The following is a 19138-nucleotide window of genomic DNA, read 5'->3' on the forward strand; positions in this document are numbered from 1 at the left end:
CACCACACCCAGCTGGCCCGGCCCAGCTCCCGCCAGGGCAGCACGTCCCCGAGCACCAGGCACAGCGCCCCCACCGACGAACTGATGATGGCGCCCAGGGCGCCCGCCCCCGCGCACAGCAGGACGACGTCCCGGATGCGCTCCAGCCGGTGGTCGAACCCCAGCCGCCGCAGCAGCAGCGCGCCCAGCCCCGCCGCCAGGGTGGTGCCGGTGGCGGTACCGAAGCTCACCCACAAGGGAGCACCCGTGGACGTGGTCGTCACCCACGCACCCAGGAGGACCCCGGGCCAGATGGACGGTCCCAGCAGCACCAGTGCCGCCAGCGCAATCCCGCTGGGAGGCCACATGGGACTGACATTCCCTCCCACGGTGGACAGGGACAGGCCCAGCCTGCCCGCCGCGAGATACACGAGTGCCAGCGCCAGCATCTGTAGGAGATGCCTGCCCGTTAACGCACGAGCCCAGACTCGGAGCAGCCCGAAGATGACCCTTCCCCCCAGGTCCCACCTCGGCGACGCGGCGGCGACCTATGGCTGCCATGCTAACCGGGTCCGCCTGAACAATGCACGCGCCGTCCGGCCGCCAGGGGGGCAAGCGTCCAGGAGCCAATATGACGGCAATGCAATGGGTCCGTTCCACCTCCGTAGGGATGAGCAAGGAGGTTGAACTCAAACGATGTCGCGTCCCGGAATCGCCGCCCTGCTGTCGTTCCTGATCCCCGGTGTGGGCCAGATCTACAACGGGGACATCCTCCGTGGAGTCTTCTGGCTCATCATCACGCCGGGCTTCTGGATTGGCTCCGGCGGGTGCCTCGGCTGGGTGTGTCACATCATCGCCGCCGCCACGGCCTACAACCGGGCGGAGGACAAAGAGAAGTATCGCGTCAGGGTTGTCTAGCGACGTGGGGCCGGCCTTCCTCGGAGGGCCGGCCCCGCGCCCTCGCGCTTCAGCCCACGCGACGGCGGCAGGCCATCTCCTGCGTCCTGCGCCAGGTGGCGCCGCCGTCCTTGGAGAGGAAGCCCTTCCACACGAAGGAGTCCCGGGACACCTCGGTGAACATCCACCGCAGGAGGTGGCCCTCCGGGTCGGGGCCCTCGATGTGGATGTCCTCGCCCACGGCCCTGCCGGTGAGCACGGCGAGAAACCCGGTGGTCGCGCCGAGCCACACGACGCGCCAGTGGCCCGTCTTCGGGTCGAAGTGGCGCAGCGTCGTGCCGATGCGCCGCTCGCCCACCGCGGCGCTCAGGTGGGCCTCCGCGTTCGGGTAGATGAGCACGTCCTGGATGCACCGTCCGTCGAGCGCCCACGAGAAGGACCACTCTCCGGGCTGACGGAAGACCTCCGTCCCGTCCTCCGCGTAGAAGACCACCTCCGCGTCCCAGGCGCCGACGAAGCGGCCGAACAGCGCCAGTCCGTCGGCGTGCGCGGGGAGCGGCCCCTTCGAGCGCAGCAGTTCCAGCGCCCGCTCCTGGAGGAGCGGGGATTCGTGACTCGACATGAGACGACCTCGGGGTTGAGGGGTGGAGGCTCAGCGCCCGGTGCTGGCGACGCGCTCCCAGCCGGGCGGATACGTCAGGACGAGGCCGAGCTCATCCGTCTCCACCTCGGCCACGAAGCTTCCGCCATTGCTCTCGTAGCGGTAGCGGGACTGCGTCAGGCGCGTGTATCGCTGCGGCAAGGTGACGAGCGACAGGTCCGGCATGCGGACCCACGCGGCCGTCACGTCGCTCCCCTTCCCCACGTCCAGCGCGAGCCGGCGGATGGGCAGCGTGTTCGTGGAGGGCGTGAAGGCCAGGTCGATGTCGGTGCACCCCCGGAACTGGGGCACCTCCTCGTCGCCGCGCCACCAGCGCCGCTGCGCATCCACCCGGAGGGAGAGCGACTGCTCCACGCCCTCGCGTCGCAGGCGGATGCGTGCCTCGCGCGTCGCCCACCGGGCGTCACAGTGGATGGTGTAGTCCGCCGCGCACGGGACGCCCTCGTCGGCGAGCACGACCGAGCCGGCCAGCTCCCAGCCGTCAGCGGACTCGCGAAGCTCGAAGTACTCCGTCCCCGGCGGGTCCATCCGCCGCCAGACGAGGGCGCGAAGGCACCGCGCGTCGGGAGCCCCACCTGAAGCCGTGTCGTTCCGCACAGAAGTCATGAGCGTCGTCCTTGCGAGAGGAAGAGAACGAGCCGCGGAGAAGTCAGGAAGAGCGTCCTCGCGGGAGGAGTAGGAAGCTCCATCGGTTCGCCGCCACCGTGGATGCGCACGGTAGGCGGGGACGCGGGGGCCGTCTTACACGTCCTTGCTCCGGCCGTTGCGGACCACACGTTCGCCGCCCTTGTCCGTCCCACCGGGCCGCGACATGGTGGGGCCCATGCCTCGCCTGCACGCCTCGCTCGTGTTCAGCGACCAGGACCTCCAGCTCGCCCGGGTGACCTGCGACGGGCATGACGGCCCTCGCCTCCAGGAGGAGTGCGCGGAGGGCGAGCGGCTCGTGCTCGCGCTCCACGGCCGCTTCCAGTTCCGCGACGCGAGGACCCGCGCGGTGGTGGGCCCCGGCGTGGGCCTGCGGATGCGCCCGCGTCAGCCCTGTGAAATCAGCCATCCCCACGGCGGTGGCGACGCCTGCCTCTCTGTTCGCGGTCCGTGGGTGCGCCAGTGGATGGACCCGGACGCGGCGACCTTCTCCGTCAGCGCGGAGGCGTACATGCACCTTCAGGCCGTGCTGGCCCGGGTGGCCCGCCGAGAGCCCGTGGAGCGCGTGCAGGTGGAGGAGGCGCTGTGCCTGACGGTGGCTCCCGCCGAGCCGTCACTGCGGGAGCACACGCCGAACGCGCGCGAGCGGGAGATTGCCGGCGCCATCGCCCACGAGTTGGCGCTCCGCTTCGACGAGCGCGTCACGGTGGAGGCGCTGGCGCGGAACGTGGGCGTGTCCGCCTTCCACGCGTGCCGGGTGTTCCGCCGGGTGATGGGCACCAGCATCCACCAGCACCAGCAGGAGGTCCGGCTGCGGCACGCGCTCGCCCTCGTGCTGGACACACGGCTGCCGCTGGCCGAGGTGGCGCTGGAGGCCGGCTTCGCCAACCAGGGCCATCTGGGCAATGCCTTCATGCGCCGCTACGGGCGGACACCGGGCGCCACGCGAAAGGGGCATATGCCCCGGAGCGCCTGAGCGGAGCGCGAACCCGGCTCCGCCCCAGGCGAGCCTACGCGCCCCGGCTCACCGTCGCGCGGTGCGAGGCACTGCCCTCAGCTCGTCAGTGGTGGCCCCTGCGGAATGGAACGTCCATTCCGGCAGGGGCCTCACGCCCCGAGGCAGCGGTGGTCGCCGCAGGGAATGGAACGTCCATTCCGGCAGCTGCCGCGCGCTCCGAGGCAGCGGTGGCCCCCGAGTGGAATGGAACGTCCATTCCAGCAGCGGCCGCGCTCCCCGAGGCAGCGGTGGCCCCCGAGTGGAATCGAACGTCCATTCCAGCAGCGGCCGCGCTCCCCGAGGCAGCGGTGGCCCCCGAGTGGAATGGAACATCCATTCCGGCAGGGGCCCCGCTCACGGCCTCGCGATTCGCAGCGCCGCCAGCAGCTCGTCGGCGGTGGTGGCCACCGCGCGGGCCCCGTGCGCGTGCAGCTCTTCACTCCGGAAACCCCAGGTGACGCCCACGCCGTACATGCCCGCCGCGCGCGCCGTCTCCATGTCCACGGCCGTGTCGCCCACGAAGCCGCACGACGCGGGAGCCACGCCCAGCTCCGCGGCAATCCCCAGGGCCGCCGTGGGGTCCGGCTTGCGCGGCACGCCCGGCCGCTCGCCGTACACCCCGCTGAAGGGCACGTCCGGCAGCAGCCGCGCCACCAGCCGCTTCACGAAGCCGTCCGACTTGTTGCTCAGCACCGCCAGCCGCACCCCGTCTCCCGCCAGCGCCGCCAGCATCCCGGTGACGCCCGGATAGGGCGCCGTCCGGTCGAACAGGTGCACGTCGTAGTGCGCGCGGTACGTCTCCAGCACCGCCGCGTGGAGGTCCTCGCGCCCGGCCGGCACCGCCTTGCGCACCAGCTCCTTCACGCCCTCACCGACGAAGCGCAGGTAGGCGGACTCCGGGTGGACGGGCAGGCCATGGTGCGCCAGCGCGTGGTTCATCGCGTCCGCGATGTCCCCGAGCGAGTTCACCAGCGTCCCATCGAGGTCGAAGACAACGGCACGAAGCGGCATGGGATGAGGTCTCCACGGAAAAACGAAAACGCCCCGGCCGGGAAGGCCGAGGCGTCCGGGGCTTTTCAGGCCCGCGACTTCGAGTCGCTCAGTGAGTGACCTGGGCCGTGGGGCCCGCGGCCGCGTCACCGGCGATGGTGAGCACCGCGAAGTTGATGTTGTTGTAGCCGGCCGTGGCGCAGCTGAACATCACCCGCTTGATGATGGCGTACTCCACGTCCTTGTGGGCCTGGATGTTGATGTCGCCCTTGAAGCCGTTGGCGTCATCCTTGGCCATCGCGTGGAGGTCCTCGTACTGCTTCTTCATGTCCCGCAGCTTCTCCTCCAGCGCGGGAATGTTGAGGTACTCGTCCTTCGTCAAATCCTCCACGCGCCCGACGATGGTGCCCGACACGCTGACCTGGTCGTTGGACACCATGACGACGGGGTGCATCTCCACTTCCTTGACGTTGGCCGCCTCGGGAAGCTCGATGTCCTTGGTCATCATCAGCACCTCGCCCGTCGCGGAGAAGTTCGCGATGAGGAAGAGCACGATGATGACGAACATGTCGACGAGCGGAGTGATGAGGAGGTCGGCGTAGCCGCTCTTCTTCCCATGTCCGCCGCCGTGCCCGAACACCTTGGAGTGCTGGAGACGCTTACCGTACCGCTTGCCTGGGACCTGAATGGCCATGACGTGTGATTGCTCCGTGTGCGGCTAGCCCATCGCGGCGGACACCGACACCTGGGGAAGCCCGGCGCCGATGCACTCGTCGATGATACGGACCAGGTCCTCGTAACGGACCTTGTCCTCGGGCTGAAGGGTGATGGCCTGCTGGTCCGGAATCTGCGCCTTCAGCTCCTTGAAGCGCGCCACCAGCTTGGACAGGTCCGTCTTGCCCTTCGCGTCCTTGGCGAGGGGAATCGGGTCGAACGTGCTCTGGTCCGCCGAGAGCCGCAGCTCCGTGGGAGTGATCAACAGGTTGAGCTGGACCGTCTTGGTCTGCTCCTCCTGCTGCTCCTGGTCCATGGCGGGGCCTCCCGCCTGGGCAACCTGGAGCCGGCCGATCTGCGTCCAGACCGCCGTCATGATGAGAAAGCTGATGGTCACCGCCATCAGGTCGATAAACGCGGTCAGGTTGATGGCGACGTCGAGCGACTTCTTGCCCTTGCCGCCTTGACCTGTGTCCATTCCGCCGGCCATGGCGTTCTCCTCCTTCGGCCGGGCTCAATGAAGAGCCGGTGGAATCAAAAAAGTGGGCGCGCCTCGCGTCCCCTTCGCGGGGACAGGACAACGCGCCCGGGCACCAGGTTCCCTGACGGCTACTCCTCGGCGTGGGCCGACGAGGGGACGTTCATGTTCTTGAACTTGTCCTTGTTGGCCACGATGAGGTTGAGCACGGAGACGCTGGTCTCGTTGATGTCGTTGATGAGCGACTGGGTGCGGCCCATGAGCACGGAGAAGGCCACCAGCGCGGGAATCGCCGTCACGAGCCCGAAGCCCGTGCAGTTCATGGCTTCGGAAATACCGTTGGCGAGAATGGTCGCCTTGTCGGCCGGGTTCACGTTCGCCACGGCCTCGAAGCAGGAAATCAGACCGGACACCGTACCGAGCAGACCGGCGAGCATCGCCGCGTTGCCGAGCATGGCGAGGTAGCCGGTGCGGGCCTCGAGCTTCGGCGTCTCGCGGAGGCTGGCCTCGTCGAGAGCGGCCTGGACCTCGTCGTTGCCCTTGGGAACGTTCATCAGGCCGGCCTTGATGACGTTGGTGAGCGGCGTGGCCTTCTGGCCCGACACGTAGTTGATGGCCTTGTCCAGGTCACCGGCGTAGATGTGCTTCTTCAGGCCGCGCAGGAAGGCTTCCTTGTTGATGGACGCCTTGCCGAACAGCACGATGCCGCGCTCCACCATGATGGAGAGCGCGATCACCAGGCAGACCGCGATGGGGTACATACCCCACTGACCTGCCTCCCAGCGCATGGCGAGTTCTTCGAAGAAGCCTCGCTGCGGGCCGCCGGCGTTGGCGAGTACGGTCAGATTCGTCAGAAACCCCAGGTTCATCGCGTGATGCCTCCACTAGGCGGCTTGGCCCGGCTCTGCGGGCCTTCCAGCCTGCCGCCCCCCGGGCGGAAGTTCCACCCAGATGGGCAGCAGGAATGGATGTTGATAACGGTGGTGCCGACTTTAGGAATGCAGGAGAGGGGTGTCAAGGCACGCCCAATCTCGTTAAGTGCTGAAATCTCACAGGAATTTTGCGGCGGAGAACCCCTTGTCAGGTGGTTCCCCCAGCAGCAGGGCAAGCACTTTGGGGCCTATTCCCAAAGTCCTCCGGATGTGACACGGCGCCCGCTTCCTGGCCTGGAAAACGCGTGTTAAGGGCGCCGCCATGGCAAGGAAGCGCATTGGCGAGCTGCTGCTGGAACAGCGTGCGATCAGCGTCGCGCAGCTCGAGGCGGGCCTGGCGGCGCACCGCAAGTCGGGACAGCGGCTGGGAGCCACGCTCGTCGCGCAGGGCGCGATTACGGAGGCGACGCTCGCGGGGGCGCTGAGTCAGGCGCTGGGGCTGCCCCAGGTGGATCTGTCGGCGGTGACGCCGGAGTGGGCCGCGGTCCACATGCTGCGGGCGCGTTTCTGCGAGCAGCACGAGTTGTTCCCCTTCGCCCTGGAGAGCACGGGGGGACGGCGGCAGCTCGTGGTGGCGATGAGCGATCCGCTCAACGTGACGGCGGTGGAGGAAATCGAGTTCACCACCGGCCTCAAGGTCAGCCCGCGCGTGGCGGCCCTGTCCTCGGTGCGCAGCGCGATTCTGCGCTACTACCACAAGGTGCCGGTGACGGTGGCCAACGCGGCGGTGACGGCTCCGGCTCCGGCGGCCCGCCCCCTGGCGGCGAAGGCTCCGGCCGCGCCCGCCAGGCCCCCGCCCCCGGCGGCGAAGCCCGCGCCGCCTCCCCAGGACGACGACGAGGAGGTCATCGTCGGCGAGGAGCTGCCGCCCGGGGAGACCACCCAGCGCACGTCCCTGGCGGAGCTGATCCGCGCCCGCGAGGAGCAGCGCAAGCAGCGGCGCGAGCAGGCGGCCGCGAAGCCCAAGCCGGCCTCGGGCGGCGGCGTGCTGGACGACCTGGACTACCTCTTCGGGCAGGCGCGCGAGGACCCGGACCGCGTGGAGGAGCTGGAGCGCAAGTTCTGGGCGCTGATGCGAATCATGGCGCGCAAGGGCCTGCTGTCGAAGGAGGAGTTCACCCGCGAGCTGGACGACGAGGGCGAGCGCTGAGCCGGAAACGGACGGGGGGTGTCCATGTCCGAAAACCGCGAGAGCACTCCGGCGGGACATGAGAAGTGTCCGCGCATGGACCTGCTCGACCACGAGGCGTGCTACCGCGCCCTGCAGACTCGCGATGCCCGGTTCGACGGACGGCTGTTCGTCGGCGTGACGTCGACGGGCATCTACTGCCGCCCCATCTGCCCGGCGCGCACCGCGAGCTTCAAGAACTGCCGCTTCTACGCCTCGGCCGCCGCCGCGCAGGAGGCGGGCTTCCGGCCCTGCCTGCGCTGCCGCCCCGAGACGGCGCCGGACCTGGCCTCGTGGCGGGGCACGTCCAACACCGTGTCCCGCGCGCTGGCCATCATCTCGGACGGAGGGCTGGATGGGGGCGAGGCGGGGGTGGACGCGCTGGCGGAGCGGCTGGGCGTGGGCGGCCGGCAGCTCCGCCGGCTGTTCAAGCAGCACCTCGGGGCCTCGCCCATCGCGGTGGCCCAGACGCGGCGCGTGCTCTTCGCGAAGCAGCTCATCCAGGAGACGCGGATGCCCATGGCGGAGGTGGCGCTCGCCGCCGGCTTCGGCAGCGTCCGGCGCTTCAACGAGACATTCCACGACCTGTACCAGCGCCCCCCGAGCGCGCTGCGCCGGAAGGGGTGGACGGACCTGCCGTCGGGCTCCGTCTCGGCGGCCGGCGTGACGCTCCGGCTGCGCTACCAGCCGCCGTATGACTGGCCGGCGATGCTCGCCTATCTGGAGGCCCGGGCCATCGACGGCGTCGAGCGCGTCGCGGACGGACGGTACCTGCGCACCGTGTCCCAGGATGGGGAGATGGGCACGGTCGAGGTCCACCACGAGCCGGCACGTGACAGCATCGCCGTGACGGTCCGCTTCCCTTCCGTGCGCGCCCTGCCGGCCATCCTGGCCCGTGTGCGCCGGGTGTTCGACGTGGGCGCCGACATCGGGACGATTGGGGCGCACCTGTCGAGAGACCCGTTCCTGGCGCCGCTGCTGGCACGGCGTCCGGGCCTCCGCGCGCCGGGGGGATGGGACGGCTTCGAGCTGGCGGTGCGCGCCATCCTCGGGCAGCAGGTCACAGTGGTCGCGGCGCGGCAGCTCGCGGGACGGCTGGTGGCGCTCTGTGGCGAGCCCCTGCCGGACGGGGCCAGCGCCCAGGCGGAGCTGTGCCGGGTGTTCCCCACTCCCGAGCGCGTCGCCGCGGCCGACCTCGATGCGCTCGGAATGCCCTCGGCGCGGCGGGCGTCGTTGAAGGCGCTGGCGGACGCGGCGCTCGCGGCCCCTCGGCTCTTCCAGCCCTTCGGCACGGTGGAGGAGGCCATCGCGCGGCTGCGCTCCATCCGTGGCGTGGGCGAGTGGACCGCGCAGTACATCGCGCTGCGCGCCCTGCGGGAGACGGATGCGTTTCCGGCCAGCGACCTCGCCCTGCTCCGGGGCGCGGCGAATGACGCGGGGGAGCGGCCCACGCCCGCGGACCTGCTCCAGCGCGCGGAGCCCTGGCGGCCCTGGCGGGCCTACGCCGCGCAGCATCTGTGGGCCGCGGACGCGGAGACGAGCTCGCGCGCACGGGAGGCCCGTCATGGCTGAGCCCCTCTCGCTACGCATTCACCTCAGGGCCATGGGCTTGGACCCGCGCCCGCGAGCACGGAAGGTTCGTCATGCCTGAGCCGCTTCCGCTGCGCATCGACCGTACGGACACGCCCATTGGCGAGCTGGTCATCGTCGCGGACCGTGAAGGACGGCTGCGCGCCATCGACTGGACCGACCACGAGGCACGGCTGCTGCGCCTGCTCCGACTGCACTACGGGGAGCAAGGCTTCACGCTGGAGCCGGAACGGAACCCCGGCGGTCTCACGAAGGCGATGAGCGCCTACTTCGCGGGAGACCTCGGCGTCATCACCGGCCTGCCGGTCGAGACAGGTGGTACCCCGTTCCAGCGCACCGTCTGGGCGGCGCTGCGTGACATCCCCTGCGGGGTGACGGTGTCGTACTCGGAGCTGGCGCGGCGCATCGGCCGTCCCGCCGCCGTGCGCGCGGTGGGGCTCGCCAATGGGGCGAATCCCGTGGGCATCGTCGTGCCCTGCCACCGCGTGGTGGGCTCCAATGGCGCGCTCACCGGCTATGGCGGTGGCATCGAGCGCAAGCGCTGGCTGCTGACACACGAAGGCCATGACGAAACCCAGTCGCGCCTACGACTCGGCTGTTAGAGACACTCCCAACATCTTCCCTGACCGGTCATGCGCTCGCATGGCCGATGGATTTCGCTCACCCCGAGGAGTCCCCATGACGTCGCCACACGCCACGAGTCACGCCCAGGAGTTCCGCCGACTGCACACCGAGGGGCTGCTGCTCCTCACCAATGCCTGGGACCCCGGCAGCGCCCGGTTGATGGAGAGCCTGGGCTCGAAGGCCGTGGCCACGACCAGCGCGGGCGTGGCCTGGGCTCACGGGTACGCGGACGGGAATCATCTGCCCGTGCAGCTGATGGCCGCGACGGTGGCGGGCATCACCCGGGTGATTCGCGTGCCGCTCACCGTGGACATGGAGGGCGGCTACTCGGATGACCCCGCCGCCGTGGGCGAAGCCGTCGCCACGGTGCTCGACGCGGGCGCGGTGGGCATCAACATCGAGGACGGCTCGGGGACTCCGGACCTGCTCTGCGCGAAGATTGAACAGGTGAAGCGGACCGGCGCGCGGCTCGGCGTGGACGTGTTCGTGAACGCTCGCACGGACGTCTACCTGCGCGGGCTCGCTCCCAAGGGCCAGCAGGTGCAAGAGGCGCTGGCGCGCGGCGAACGCTACCGCGCCGCGGGAGCCGACGGACTCTTCGTCCCGGGCGTGGTGGAAGCGTCGGAGATTCGCGCGATTGTCTCGGGGACGAAGCTGCCGGTGAACGTCATGGCGCGCCCCAACCTGCCTTCGCTCTCGGAACTCCAGGCGCTGGGCGTCCGGCGCCTGAGCGCGGGCTCATCCATCTCCGAAGCGGTGTTCGGCCGGGCGGCTTCGCTGGCCCGGGCTTTCTTGAGAGAAGGAGCCGCCGCCCCGCTGAAGGATGGTGCGCTGCCCTATCCCGAGCTCAACGCGCTCATGACGGCGCGCTGAGCACGAGAGACGAAGCCCGAGCTACTTCTGGGTGCTGGCCGCGTCGGCCGCCTGCAATTCGGCCTCGGACGCACACTGGCTCGTCTCGGGGTCCACGCAGGTCTTGTCACTCGGGCAGCACACCCTTCCGCAGGGAGTGGACCCGTAATAACAGGCACTCGTGCACTGAGCCCAGACACCGTCACCGGAAGTGTAGGGAATCATGGAGCAGTACTGGTCTGCCCAGCAGCAAATCCTGCTGGTCGCACTTGCCCTGCAAGCGTAGAGGTCGAGGTCACTTCGGCACCACACGGGGCCCGGGCCATAACCCTGCTCGCATTCGTAGTTGGTACCCGGGCAGGCCTCCACGCCCCCCGGCGGCCCGCACAGCTCCGTGGGTGAGCAGGCCTCCGCCCTGCCCGCCGCGAAGACAGTGCACAGCGCGGCCACCAGGACCATCAAACGACTCATCACTCGTAACGAAGGCATTCCACCGCTCCATGTCAGGCCAGGGGCAGCGGCCCTCGGCCCTGTTCAGGACTGCGGGGAATGCCAACTACTCAACGAATCAGAGGCTGTCCATGTCAGACAAACAATCCGTGAGTCTTTGGTGAGGCGATGTCCTCTCACCCCGCCGCCAGCGGCAGCCTCACGATAAAAGTGGTGCCCACGCCCATGCTGCTCTCCACCGTGAGCCGTCCGCCGTGGTTCTCCACGATGCCCTGGCAGATGGACAGTCCCAGGCCGGTGCCCTTCCCTTCCGGCTTGGTGGTGAAGAAGGGCTCGAAGATGCGCTGCAGGTGCTTGGGGTCGATGCCCGTCCCCGTGTCCCGCACCGTCACCACCGCGTCCTGCCCGTCGCGCCCCGTGCTCAGGAACACCGAGCCGCCCGGCTGCATCGCATGGCAGGCATTGGTGATGAGGTTGACGAACACCTGCACCAGGTTCGCCCGCACGCCGGACAGCGGCGGCAGCTCCGAGTACTCCCGGTGCACGCTGACGCGCGCCTGCGACACCACGTGCTCGCAGAAGCCCACCGCCATGTCCACCACCGCGTTGAGCTGCACCCGCTCCGGCTTGTCCTGCGCCGGCCGCGCGTAGCTCACCAAATCGCGCGTGAAGCGCAGGATGCGGTGGCTGCTCTCCAGAATCTTCTTCAGCTTCTCCTGGTCCGCCGGGTTGGCCCCGGGCGTCAGCCGCGAGCGCTGCAGGAGCGCGTCCGCGTACGTGGCCACCGCCGTCATCGGGTTGTTGATTTCGTGCACCACGCTCGCCGCGAGCTGGCCGATGGAGGCCAGCTTCTCCGCGTGGATGATGCGCTTCTCCAGCTCCTTCACCACGGTGATGTCCTGGCCGATGGCGATGACGCCCTCGACCTCACCGTGCTGGGTGAGCATGGAGGAGGTGGCGAAGGACACGCGCACCTCGCCGCCGTCGCGGGAGAGCAGCCGCGTCTCGAAGCTGTTCACCGACTCACCGCGCATGGCGGCGGCGATGACCTGCGACAGCCGCAGGTGCTCGCTCTCCGGCACGAGCCAGAACAGGTCCTTGCCCAGCACGTCCTCCTTGCGGAAGCCGGTGAGCGCGCTGAGCGCCTGGTTGAAGACCACCACCTGCTTGTCCCGGCTGGCCACCAGGATGAGCGCGTTGGCCTTCTCCAGCAGGTCCTCCAGGTACTTGCGGACGAACGTCAGCTCGTCGATGAGCTTCGCGTTCTTCACCGCCACCGCCACCTGGTTGGCGAGCTGCAACAGGACGCGCTCGTCGTGCTGCACGTCCGCGTCGAAGCCCTCCGGGTACTCCATGTTGACGGCGCCGAAGAGCTGCCCGCTGGCCACCAGCGGCGCGCTCACCCCACGGGTGCTGCCGTGGAACAGCAGCGGCACCTCGGCCATCACCACCACGCGGCCCGGGGGCAGCGAAGACCTGGACAGGTTCGTCTTGTCCACCGCGCGCTGGAGCAGCGCCAGCGGCTCGTGAGAGCCCTCCTTCAGCCGGCCTTCCGCGTACAGGGACGTGAGCCCGCCGGTGCGCGCATCGGTAATCCGGATGCAGAAGGAGCGCCCGGGGAACAGCTCCTTCACCCCGCGGGCCACCGCCGCGACCAGTTCCTCCTCACCGCCCGCCTCGGCCACGCTGCGGCCCAAATCGAGCAGCACGCTCTCCGTGCGCGCCTGCTCCAGCAGGGCCCGCTCCGCCATCACCAGCCGGTTGCGCGCCAGGTCCGGCTCGTTGCGCGCGCGCACCGCCACCACGTCACCCCGGCGCGACAGCGTCAGCACCACGCCGGACAGGTGGGACAGGAGCTCCACGTCGCAGCTCGCCCCGTCCGCGGGCACGCTGGCGCCGGCCAGCTCCCGTGCCACGTCCTCCACCGTCGCGTGGTGGTCCGCGCAGAAGCGGCGGAAGGCCTCGTTGACGGACAGCAGCCGCAGGCCGGGGTCGCACACGGCCGCGGGCACGTCGAGCGCCTCGAAGAAGGCCTCGAAGGACTCGGCCGAGGGGCCGCCGGGAATGCGCACGACTCGGGGCTCAGTCTTCATGGGAGGTGGCCTTGTCCAGGTCGAGAATCTGTTGCGCCCCCATGTACGACTTCGTCTCGTAGCGGGTGATCTTCCCAATCTTCCGGACGATCTCCGCCATGCGCTCCGCCTCCCGGTAGATGATGTCCACCGGCTTCCAGGCGAAGTCCTCCTCCTTGAGTCTGCGCTTGAGCAGCTCCGCGTAGCCCATCACCGAGGTGAGCGGCTGGTTCAGCTCGTGCGCGGCGGTGCCGGCGAGCGCGACGATGACCGCGCTCTTCTCGCTCTCCTCCAGCCGCGTCTCCACGTCCGACAGCTTGCGCTCCAGCTGCATGCGCGCGCGCAGGTCCGTGAAGATGCCCACGCTGAACACCTCGCGGCCGCCCTCGTAGACGAGCGAGGCCGTCATGCTCACCGGCACCCGCTCGCCGGAGCGGTGCATCAGCTCCTCGCGGGTGAGGGACAGCCGGCCCTTGCCGCCATGCTCCGGGCCGCGCAGCATCGCCATGATGCGCTTGGCGACGCCGGGCGGGTAGAGCTGGTGGACGGAGAGGCCGCCGAGCGCCTCCTGCGCGGTGTAGCCGCACAGGGCCTCGGCGCCCTTGTTGAAGAGGATGATGCGGCCCTTCAGGTCCGCCGCGATGATGGCGTCCACCGACGAGTCGATGAGCCGCTCCAGGAAGTCCTTCGTCTGGCGCAGCTCGTACTCCAGCTTGCGCGCGTCGGTGACGTCCCGGAAGGAGAGGATGGTGGCGGCGTCCTCGTCGCGCATGGGCGCGGCGGACATGGACAGCGTGAGGCGGCGGCCGGCGGCGGTGCACACCTCCACGTCCACGCCGGAGCGGGCCTCGCCGTGGGAGGCCGTCGTCACCAGCTCCATCAGCACATTCTCATCCACCGGCTGGGTGACCTGGTGCAGATGGCGGCCGCGCGCGTCCGGGGCGGGCAGATCCAGCATGGCCGCGCCCGACGGGTTGAGCGACAGCACGCAGGCCTTGTCGTCGAGGATGGCCACGCCCTCGCTGACGTGCGCGAAGAAGAGCTGGTAGGGCTTGAAGGAGGCGGCCTGCTCCTCGGCGGCGAGGCGGGCCGTCTTCTCGGCCTCCGTCTGGCCGCGCACGGACTGGAGCACGGACGCGTTGCGCAGCGCCACCGCGGTGGCGTGCGCCACGGTGGTGAGGAAGTCGATCTCCCGCGTGGTGAAGGTGCGCCGCGTGCCAGCCGCGCGCACCAGCAGCACGCCGCGCACCTGCCCGCGGATGGGCAGGGGCAGCGCGGCGATGGCGTGGATGCCCCGCGCGGCCACCGCCCGGCGCTCCACGTCGCCCAGCAGCGGGTGCGTGGAGGCCTCCTGCATCACCACCGGCTTGCCGGTGCGCATCACCTCGCGGATTTCCGGGTAGCGCGACAGCTCGATGCGCAGGTCCTTGAGGGCCGGGTCGTCGCTGGCGGCGACGATGATGCCCTCGTCGGCGTTGCGGCCGAGCATCACCAGCGTGGCGCGGGCGATGTCCAGCTTCTCCGCCAGCCGGCGGGTGACGCCGTGCAGGAGCGCCTCCACGTCGGAGGTCTCCGCGTACTCCGCCGTCAGCTCCAACAGGAGCGACAGGTCCTCCTGGCTGCGGGCCTGCTCCTCGCGCTCCCGGTGCCGCGCGGCGGCGCGCCGCAGCCGCCACGCCAGCTCATGGGTGGCCACCGGGAGGGTGAGGATGTCCGCGGGCTTGAGGGCCTCGGCGGTGGTGAAGCCCGTCTCGCCCGGCTCCACCAGCACCACCAGGGTGAGACTGGCGGCGCGGGGGCTGTCGAGCAGGGCCCGCAGAGCGGGGCCGCCGGCGGGTTGGGTCAGGTCCACCAGGGCGAGGGACGCCTCTTCCAGGCCGTCCACCACCCGCAAACCGGCACGCGCGGCCGAGGCTGCCAGCGGCTCGCGCGCGACCGAATCGGGTGGCACCAGGGTGATGCCGAGAGCGAATTCCAGCGAGGACGACACGTGGGAGGTGGGGTCCTTGAGGGGCAGGGGACCCCCACTCTACACGTACTGGGGGCTTCAGGGGCAGTCCGACTCGAAGGCCCCCAGGTCCGGCGCCGTCCCACAGTGGCTCAGCCCCACCGCCAGCCCGGCGTTGCGGGCGGGCGAGGAGGCTCCGAGGCGGAAGTCCCCGGTGTCGATGTTGAGGAAGCCGGGCGACTTCTCCAGCGAGCGACGGTCCAGGCCGCTGCCCGCCTTCCAGTCCGCGAAGTCCATGTCCGCGCCGTCCAGGCGGAAGACGGCCGACCCGCCGGTGTCGAAGTAGAGGTTGGCGTCCACCACGGCGCCGGTGCGGTAGGGGCCGCCGCGCACCGCCACGCCGCAGCCAGCGAAGACGTTGTTGCGCACGTCGAGCTGGGCGCTGTTCCCGGTGTCGCCGTGGCCGAAGACGATGCAGGGGCCGGGCACGTTCCACACGGTGTTGTGCTGCACCTTCACGTTGGTGGAGGTGTCCACGCGGATGCCGCTGCCCTCCTCGCCGCCGCCCAGGGCGTCGCGGATGAGGTTGCGGCGGACGATGATGTTGGTGGGCGGCCCGTTGACGCGCACCCCACCGACGCTGATGGCGCGGCCGTTGTTGTAGAAGACGTTGTCCTCCACGGTGACGTCCTTCGCGGACAGGTGCACCACCACGCCCTCGCCACGCGAGGTGGACGACGTCTTGTGGCCCCAGATGATGTTGCCGCGCAGGGTGACGCGCGTGCACGTCTTCACGTCCACGCCGTTCTCCCGGTTCTCGTGCAGCTCGTTGTCCTCCACCAGGAGGTTGTCGAAGGGGGTGCCGGACGCGGTGGCGCCGCCCTCGGGGCCAATGCACTGCACGCCATCCCCGGAGTTGTGGTGGATGTCGTTGCCGCGGACCACCACGTTGCGCGACGTCGTCTGGACGATGACGCCGTGGCTGTCGTCCCCGTTGCGGTTGAAGTTCGAGATGACGTTGTTCTCGATGAGGATGTCGCTGGCCTTCTCGGACACGTTGATGCCCGCGCCCGCGGTGCCGTTCTTCGCAGTGCAGCCGCGCACCACGCCATGGTGCGAGCCCACGCCGCGGAAGAACACCGCGAAGGAGTCGTCACCCGCCAGATCGAACGTGAGCCCCTCGATGCGCCAGTACGCGCCCTCCACGTCCACCAGCGTCGTACCGCTGCCCGTGGGCTTCAACACCGGGGTGGCGCCAGGCGCGGCCTTCAGCGTGAGCGGCGACGCCTCCGAGCCGCCCTTCTCCTCCAGGTCGAGGCGCTCGGTGTACGTGCCCGTCTTGAGGTACACGGCCTCGCCCGGCTTGAGCAGGGACAGCGCCCGCGTCACCGTGCGCAGCGGCGCCTTCTCCGTGCCCGCCGCGCTGTCACTGCCGCTGGGGGCCACCCAGAGGATGCGGGAGAACTGCGGCGCCGGGGGCGGAGTGGGCGTCGGCGTCGGAGTCGGCGTGGGGGTCGGCGTGGGCGTCGGGGTGGGCTCGGCCGGCTGCTGCGGGGTCGGCGTCGGCTCGGGCTGCTCCGGCGAGGTGGGCGTCTCGCCGCCGGAGGGGTTGGGGAAGCCAGGCACGGGAAGCGAAGGGGTGCCCGTCGAAGGCGACTCGTCCGGAGTCCGCGCACCGTTGTCCTGCGTGAGCTCTCCCTTGCCATTGCAGCCCAGCAACGAGAGCAGGACGGCGGAGGAACAGAGGGCCGTCTTCAGCGGTGACCGGTGGCGCATCCTGTGAGACTCCTTGTGTGGGTCGCAGCGCTGAAGGCGCTCGCGGGGACGGCCGCCAATCCGGAGCGCCGCGCTGTTCATTCCCGCTCACCGCGGCAACCCATGCCTGCCGGGCCGCTGGGGGAGGAGCCGGGAAACGCGATTCCGCGTGCTTGCAAACGGGGCGAAGTAGCAACGCTGATGCGAGACGGCGGATGCATTCGCGGAATCGCGAGCACATGTGGGCGTGTGAAGGCGGAGATATTCCCGAGATTCGACCGTGGTTTTTCACGCTGGGAGCAGGCCGGTCCGAGCGGGAGCGGGCGGACGTGGGCGCGCGGACGGCGTGCCCGGCGTGGGGCGCTCCCAGCCGGCTCGCGACGGCCAGCGGCCCACGAGGCGCATTGTCGCTGACGCGGACTCGTGACGAGTCGTCGCGCCGCCCGGATATGCTGTTCCCGTGCGTCGCCCGCCGGCCCGTGCGATGTAGCGCCCCAGAGTTCGACTTCGAGGGCAACCACATGAACGTGCTCATCACCGGAGCCACCGCCGGGTTCGGCCTGGCCATCACCCGCCGCTACATCCAGGACGGCGCGCGCGTCATCGCCACCGGGCGGCGGACGGAGCGGCTGGAGGCGATGCGGGCGGAGCTGGGGGAGCGGCTGCTTCCCGTGACGCTCGACATCACGGACCGCGAGGCGGTGGAGCGCGCCGTGCACTCGCTGCCGGCGGAGTTCGCCGAGGTGGACGTGCTGGTCAACAACGCGGGCCTGGCGCTGGGGCTGGACCCGGCGCAGTCGTCGCGTCTGGAGGACTGGGACGTGATGGTGGACACCAACGTGAAAGGGCTCCTGTACTGCACGCACGCGGTGCTGCCCGGCATGGTGGCGCGCAACCGGGGCCACATCGTCAACATGGGCTCGGTGGCGGCCGAGTACCCCTACCCTGGCGGCAACGTGTACGGCGCCACCAAGGCCTTCCTGCGCCAGTTCAGCCTCAACCTGCGCGCGGACCTGCACGGCACGGCGGTGCGCGTGACGGACATCGAGCCCGGACTGGTGGGCGGCACCGAGTTCTCCAACGTCCGCTTCCGCGGCGATGACACACGCGCCGCGTCCGTCTACGCCAACACCCAGCCGCTGACGCCCGAGGACATCGCGGACGCGGTGCACTGGGTGACGACGCGCCCGGCGCACGTGAACATCAACATCATGTCCCTGATGCCGGTGTCGCAGTCCTTCGGGCCGCTGCCCGTGAAGCGGGGCTGAGTTCGGGAATCCTCGACCAACCCGTCACATCTCGCGGCGCACACAGGATGTCAGAGGTCTGGTGCATGCTCGACACATGAGCGAAGACATCCATGTGGCGGGGGAGGAGCAGGTTGCGAGGACCGTGGCGGGGCCGCATCCTGGGGGCATGAGCGACAAACCAGGGCCGGAGGATGTCTACGAGGCACTGGAGCGCCTGCCCGAGAACGTCGTCGGGGAAATCATCGACGGCGAGCTGTACGTGAGCCCGAGGCCCGCGCTGCCTCACATGCGCGCGGGCTCGCGGCTGCTGGCCCTCCTGGGTCCGTTCGACCTGGGCACCGAGGGCTTGGGCGGGTGGATCATCCTGGCCAAGCCCGAGCTGCGTGTAGGCCCCCGGCCCGATGTGCTCGTCCCCGACCTCGCCGGGTGGCGCCGCGAGCGCCTGCCCGAACTGCCGATGACGGCGAATTTTCGACTCGCCCCTGACTGGGTCTGCGAGGTGCTCTCCCCTTCCACGGAGATGCTGGACCGGAACCGGAAGATGGGTGTGTACGCGCGCGAGGGCGTGAACCACCTGTGGTTCATCGACCCGCGCAGCCAGACGCTGGAGGTCTACCGGCTGCAAGGTGGCGACTGGTTGAAGCTCGGCGTGCACACGGGCAATGCCGTGGTCCACGCCGAGCCCTTCGAGGCCCTCGCCCTCAAGCTGGCACCGCTCTGGGAGTGGTGACGCTCCTTCAGAACTCCACCAGGTCGAAGTGCGAGAAGGGCACCTTCGCCTCCTCCAGCGCGCCGAGCGGCGTCCACTCGCACACCTCCTCGAAACGCGCCCAGAGCTTCTGCACCTCCGGATGATGATGGGCCTTCTCCACCGCCTCGGCGGACACCCACTCGAAGATTTCCAGGAGCGAGCCATCCTTCGCCCGCAGCACCACCGGCGGGCGCGCCGTGGCAAGCCCGAGCCTCCTCAGCGCCGGAACATGCTCCCGGACCACCTCCAACAACCGCGCCTCGTGGCCCTCGCGGGGCCGGTACACGGCGATGACCATGTTTGCCATGGCGGCGGATGCTCCCCGAGCCCCGCCAACGTCGCAAGCCGCCCGCCTTCCACTCCCCGTCAACAGGGTCCGTTGCGC

The 19138-nt window shown here is 69.9% G+C and carries 19 protein-coding genes; 8 read left to right on the forward strand and 11 right to left on the reverse strand.

Annotated elements, in window-relative coordinates; genetic code table 11:
• Positions 1-428, reverse strand: a 428-nt coding sequence (locus tag HG543_RS37145) for an MASE1 domain-containing protein (protein ID WP_211194411.1), incomplete at its 3' end; no start/stop codon positions are given.
• 247 nt (positions 429-675) lie between these two features.
• Here HG543_RS37145 and HG543_RS37150 point away from each other — a divergent pair.
• Entirely contained in the window at positions 676-897 is a 222-nt protein-coding gene (locus HG543_RS37150; protein WP_169349661.1) for a DUF5683 domain-containing protein, read from the forward strand.
• A 49-nt stretch (positions 898-946) separates the two neighbouring features.
• On the opposite strand, the gene HG543_RS37155 is transcribed toward HG543_RS37150, so the two are convergent.
• On the reverse strand, positions 947-1498 hold the full coding sequence (locus HG543_RS37155) for a hypothetical protein (protein ID WP_169349662.1): 552 nt from the start codon (positions 1496-1498) through the stop codon (positions 947-949).
• Positions 1499-1528: 30 nt separating this feature from the next.
• Positions 1529-2143, reverse strand: a complete 615-nt coding sequence (locus tag HG543_RS37160; protein WP_169349663.1) for a putative glycolipid-binding domain-containing protein — start codon at positions 2141-2143, stop codon at positions 1529-1531.
• Between the two features lie 217 nt (positions 2144-2360).
• On the opposite strand from HG543_RS37160, the gene HG543_RS37165 reads away from it, so the two are divergent.
• Positions 2361-3158, forward strand: coding sequence for a helix-turn-helix transcriptional regulator (locus HG543_RS37165; RefSeq protein ID WP_169349664.1), 798 nt, complete (start codon positions 2361-2363; stop codon positions 3156-3158).
• A gap of 375 nt (positions 3159-3533) precedes the next feature.
• Here the strand turns inward: HG543_RS37165 and HG543_RS37170 are convergent, their stop codons facing one another.
• The 4 genes from HG543_RS37170 to HG543_RS37185 all read right to left on the reverse strand — a co-directional run bounded on the left by HG543_RS37170 (position 3534) and on the right by HG543_RS37185 (position 6230).
• Complete coding sequence (locus tag HG543_RS37170; RefSeq protein WP_169349665.1) at positions 3534-4190, reverse strand: HAD family hydrolase; 657 nt, start codon at positions 4188-4190, stop codon at positions 3534-3536.
• A gap of 88 nt (positions 4191-4278) precedes the next feature.
• Entirely contained in the window at positions 4279-4863 is a 585-nt protein-coding gene (locus HG543_RS37175) for an ExbD/TolR family protein (RefSeq protein WP_169349666.1), read from the reverse strand.
• 24 nt (positions 4864-4887) lie between these two features.
• Positions 4888-5373, reverse strand: coding sequence for an ExbD/TolR family protein (locus HG543_RS37180; RefSeq protein WP_169349667.1), 486 nt, complete (start codon positions 5371-5373; stop codon positions 4888-4890).
• A 119-nt stretch (positions 5374-5492) separates the two neighbouring features.
• Positions 5493-6230 (reverse strand): MotA/TolQ/ExbB proton channel family protein, encoded by a 738-nt coding sequence (locus HG543_RS37185; RefSeq protein ID WP_169349668.1) that lies wholly within the window; start codon positions 6228-6230, stop codon positions 5493-5495.
• Between the two features lie 325 nt (positions 6231-6555).
• On the opposite strand from HG543_RS37185, the gene HG543_RS37190 reads away from it, so the two are divergent.
• The 4 genes from HG543_RS37190 (at position 6556) to HG543_RS37205 (ending at position 10548) form a co-directional block, all read left to right on the forward strand.
• Positions 6556-7443 carry a GspE/PulE/PilB domain-containing protein gene (locus HG543_RS37190; RefSeq protein WP_169349669.1) on the forward strand — a complete coding sequence of 296 codons (888 nt, stop codon included), beginning with the start codon at positions 6556-6558 and terminating at the stop codon, positions 7441-7443.
• A 75-nt stretch (positions 7444-7518) separates the two neighbouring features.
• Positions 7519-9033 (forward strand): DNA-3-methyladenine glycosylase 2 family protein, encoded by a 1515-nt coding sequence (locus HG543_RS37195; RefSeq protein ID WP_169349670.1) that lies wholly within the window; start codon positions 7519-7521, stop codon positions 9031-9033.
• Between the two features lie 71 nt (positions 9034-9104).
• Positions 9105-9653, forward strand: coding sequence for a methylated-DNA--[protein]-cysteine S-methyltransferase (gene ogt, locus HG543_RS37200; RefSeq protein WP_169349671.1), 549 nt, complete (start codon positions 9105-9107; stop codon positions 9651-9653).
• Between the two features lie 76 nt (positions 9654-9729).
• Positions 9730-10548, forward strand: coding sequence for an isocitrate lyase/PEP mutase family protein (locus tag HG543_RS37205; RefSeq protein WP_169349672.1), 819 nt, complete (start codon positions 9730-9732; stop codon positions 10546-10548).
• Between the two features lie 605 nt (positions 10549-11153).
• On the opposite strand, the gene HG543_RS37210 is transcribed toward HG543_RS37205, so the two are convergent.
• Genes HG543_RS37210 through HG543_RS37220 form a run of 3 tightly spaced genes read right to left on the reverse strand, consistent with a single transcriptional unit; the run spans position 11154 to position 16773 of the window.
• Positions 11154-13070 (reverse strand): ATP-binding protein, encoded by a 1917-nt coding sequence (locus tag HG543_RS37210; RefSeq protein ID WP_169349673.1) that lies wholly within the window; start codon positions 13068-13070, stop codon positions 11154-11156.
• Positions 13060-15039, reverse strand: a complete 1980-nt coding sequence (locus HG543_RS37215; protein WP_171818496.1) for a PAS domain S-box protein — start codon at positions 15037-15039, stop codon at positions 13060-13062. The genes HG543_RS37210 and HG543_RS37215 overlap by 11 nt, the downstream gene beginning before the upstream one ends.
• Before the next feature lie 57 nt (positions 15040-15096).
• Positions 15097-16773 (reverse strand): right-handed parallel beta-helix repeat-containing protein, encoded by a 1677-nt coding sequence (locus HG543_RS37220; protein ID WP_169349674.1) that lies wholly within the window; start codon positions 16771-16773, stop codon positions 15097-15099.
• A 500-nt stretch (positions 16774-17273) separates the two neighbouring features.
• Between HG543_RS37220 and HG543_RS37225 the strand changes: the two genes are divergently transcribed.
• A complete protein-coding gene (locus HG543_RS37225) occupies positions 17274-18020 on the forward strand; it encodes an SDR family oxidoreductase (RefSeq protein ID WP_169349675.1) in 747 nt (248 codons plus the stop codon).
• A 148-nt stretch (positions 18021-18168) separates the two neighbouring features.
• Positions 18169-18732, forward strand: a complete 564-nt coding sequence (locus tag HG543_RS37230; RefSeq protein ID WP_169349676.1) for a Uma2 family endonuclease — start codon at positions 18169-18171, stop codon at positions 18730-18732.
• 7 nt (positions 18733-18739) lie between these two features.
• Here HG543_RS37230 and HG543_RS37235 read toward each other — a convergent pair whose 3' ends face one another.
• Complete coding sequence (locus HG543_RS37235; protein ID WP_169349677.1) at positions 18740-19060, reverse strand: hypothetical protein; 321 nt, start codon at positions 19058-19060, stop codon at positions 18740-18742.
• Positions 19061-19138: the final 78 nt, after the last annotated feature.

The organism is Pyxidicoccus fallax, assembly GCF_012933655.1.
GTDB classification, from domain to species: Bacteria; Myxococcota; Myxococcia; order Myxococcales; family Myxococcaceae; genus Myxococcus; species Myxococcus fallax.

Bases quoted from the DNA above. Each gene is read 5' to 3' on its own strand.
- HG543_RS37150 (WP_169349661.1), top strand. From the start codon at position 676: ATGTCGCGTCCCGGAATCGCCGCCCTGCTGTCGTTCCTGATCCCCGGT.
- HG543_RS37155 (WP_169349662.1), bottom strand. From the start codon at position 1,498: ATGTCGAGTCACGAATCCCCGCTCCTCCAGGAGCGGGCGCTGGAACTG.
- HG543_RS37160 (WP_169349663.1), bottom strand. From the start codon at position 2,143: ATGACTTCTGTGCGGAACGACACGGCTTCAGGTGGGGCTCCCGACGCG.
- HG543_RS37165 (WP_169349664.1), top strand. From the start codon at position 2,361: ATGCCTCGCCTGCACGCCTCGCTCGTGTTCAGCGACCAGGACCTCCAG.
- HG543_RS37170 (WP_169349665.1), bottom strand. From the start codon at position 4,190: ATGCCGCTTCGTGCCGTTGTCTTCGACCTCGATGGGACGCTGGTGAAC.
- HG543_RS37175 (WP_169349666.1), bottom strand. From the start codon at position 4,863: ATGGCCATTCAGGTCCCAGGCAAGCGGTACGGTAAGCGTCTCCAGCAC.
- HG543_RS37180 (WP_169349667.1), bottom strand. From the start codon at position 5,373: ATGGCCGGCGGAATGGACACAGGTCAAGGCGGCAAGGGCAAGAAGTCG.
- HG543_RS37185 (WP_169349668.1), bottom strand. From the start codon at position 6,230: ATGAACCTGGGGTTTCTGACGAATCTGACCGTACTCGCCAACGCCGGC.
- HG543_RS37190 (WP_169349669.1), top strand. From the start codon at position 6,556: ATGGCAAGGAAGCGCATTGGCGAGCTGCTGCTGGAACAGCGTGCGATC.
- HG543_RS37195 (WP_169349670.1), top strand. From the start codon at position 7,519: ATGGACCTGCTCGACCACGAGGCGTGCTACCGCGCCCTGCAGACTCGC.
- ogt (WP_169349671.1), top strand. From the start codon at position 9,105: ATGCCTGAGCCGCTTCCGCTGCGCATCGACCGTACGGACACGCCCATT.
- HG543_RS37205 (WP_169349672.1), top strand. From the start codon at position 9,730: ATGACGTCGCCACACGCCACGAGTCACGCCCAGGAGTTCCGCCGACTG.
- HG543_RS37210 (WP_169349673.1), bottom strand. From the start codon at position 13,070: ATGAAGACTGAGCCCCGAGTCGTGCGCATTCCCGGCGGCCCCTCGGCC.
- HG543_RS37220 (WP_169349674.1), bottom strand. From the start codon at position 16,773: ATGCGCCACCGGTCACCGCTGAAGACGGCCCTCTGTTCCTCCGCCGTC.
- HG543_RS37225 (WP_169349675.1), top strand. From the start codon at position 17,274: ATGAACGTGCTCATCACCGGAGCCACCGCCGGGTTCGGCCTGGCCATC.
- HG543_RS37230 (WP_169349676.1), top strand. From the start codon at position 18,169: ATGAGCGACAAACCAGGGCCGGAGGATGTCTACGAGGCACTGGAGCGC.
- HG543_RS37235 (WP_169349677.1), bottom strand. From the start codon at position 19,060: ATGGCAAACATGGTCATCGCCGTGTACCGGCCCCGCGAGGGCCACGAG.